This window comes from Streptomyces sp. NPDC059443 (assembly GCF_042750105.1).
Lineage (GTDB): Bacteria > Actinomycetota > Actinomycetes > Streptomycetales > Streptomycetaceae > Streptomyces.
Window position 1 is genome coordinate 43,752 of sequence record NZ_JBHYVM010000011.1, and the last position, 1,840, is coordinate 45,591.

General features: G+C 72.8%; 1 protein-coding gene. It reads right to left on the bottom strand.

Annotated elements, in window-relative coordinates; genetic code table 11:
• Positions 1 to 107: 107 nt before the first annotated feature.
• The gene (locus tag ACFXDJ_RS13375; protein ID WP_384664191.1) at positions 108 to 1,277 is read right to left on the bottom strand and encodes a trypsin-like serine peptidase; all 1,170 of its coding nucleotides are present in this window, start codon (positions 1,275 to 1,277) and stop codon (positions 108 to 110) included.
• Positions 1,278 to 1,840 lie beyond the last annotated feature (563 nt).

Below are 1,840 nucleotides of genomic sequence, written 5' to 3' on the forward strand. Positions count from 1 at the left end.
GGGGTCCCGACCGCCCGGTTGCACACTCGCCGTACATCCGGCGGTGGGCCCCCCCCCCGGGGGGGGGGCCCCTCGGCCGTATGTCTGCTGCCCGGCTGTCCGTCGGGCTACTTGAACTTGCCGCTCACCGCGTCGAAGACGCCCTTCGCCTCCGGGCCCAGCCGGGGTCCGGCCAGCCAGCCCGCCTTGGCGGGGCCGATGGAGGTGTTCGACACCAGCGCCGGCTTGCCGTCGGCGCCCGCCGCGATCCAGCCGCCGCCCGAGGAACCGCCGGTCATCGTGCAGCCGATGCGGTACATCGAAGGGTCGGTCGCGTTCAGCGAGAGCCGGCCCGGCTTGTCGGTGCACTGGAAGGCCTTCTGGCCGTCGAACGGAGCCGCCGCCGGGTAACCCGTCGCCGTCATGTTCGCGACCTTGGGCACGGCCGGGGCGTTGAACTCCACCGGGAGCGCCGTACCGACCGTCTCCTCCAGAGACTTGCCGCCGCCCTTCTCCGGGGTCACGTGCAGCACCGCGAAGTCGTACGGGGCACCCGCGCCGCCGGTCGGACCGCCGGTCGCGATCCACTGGTCGGAGGTCTGCGCCCAGTCGCTCCACCACACGCCGTACGGGGCCACCTCGTCGCGGGGCGCGCCCTTGAGCGCCGCCGCCGGCTTGCCGGCGTTGTTGTACGACGGGACGAAGGCGATGTTGCGGTACCAGCCGCCGGCCTTGCCCGCGTGCACGCAGTGGCCGGCCGTCCAGACCATGTTGGACTTGCCGGGGTGTGCCGGGTCCTTGATCACGGTCGCCGAGCAGACCATCGAGCCCTCGGGGCTGTCGAAGAAGACCTTGCCGGAGGCGGGGACGTTCTGGTGGTAGGGCGCGGCCGCGGCCTTGGCCGCCACCGGGGCCGGGACCGGATCGGTCACGCCCTGGTCCTTGCCGGCGTCCGGGTCGACGGCCGGGGGCTGCGGGGTCTTGCCGGCGTCACGCATCCGGTCCGAGTCCCACAGGCCCTCGATGATCGGGTTGACGTAGTCGCCAGCCTCGCGGAGCCAGTCCTCCTTCTTCCAGTTCTTCCACGCACCCCCCTTCCACTTCTCCAGGTCGATGCCGTGCTCCTTGAGCTTGTCCTTGAGCGAGTCCGGGATCTTGACCCCGTCGAGGCTCGTGGGCAGGCTCGCCGCCACGGTCGGCTTGGCGTCGGTCTCACCGTCGCCGGGTCCGCAGGCCGCGGCGGTCAGCGCGAGCGCGGCCGAGCACAGCAGCGCGGTGACCGGTCGGATCGGTCGCATGTCGTGAATCCCCCTGGTGGTTCGGGATGGTGCTTGGGTGCCTGGATACCTGTGCCTGGCTGTGCCTGGATACCTGTGCCTGGATACCGGGATGCCTGGGTGCCTGGGTTGCAGCCCCCCACTATGCCGCTGCCGGGGGAGACGGCACAGCCCGGGGCGACGGTTCCGTGCAACCGGGGCCGTCTCCCGGGCGGGGCAAGGATCTTGGGCCCACCCGTGATCCGCCGCCGCCACCGTCGTTGGTACGTACGGGGGATGGGGGAGCAGCGTTGGTGTTCGAGGCGCACTCCGGAAGAGCAACCGTGCGGGAGGAGCGACACTCGTGGCTTTGACGAGCGAGCAGGCCGCGGCCGCGGCCGAGGCACTCGTCCCGCCGCAGGCGAACCGGGTAACGGGGACCGCGGCTCAGGGGACTTCGAGGGCGCCGGAAGCTCGGACGGCGCCGGAAGCTCGGACGGCATCGGGAGCTCGGACGGCATCGGGAGCCCGGTCCGGACCGGGCTCCCGGACCGGACCGCGGGGGGGCCGCCAGCGGCGGCGGGCGCCACCGGGGGCCCCCGCGC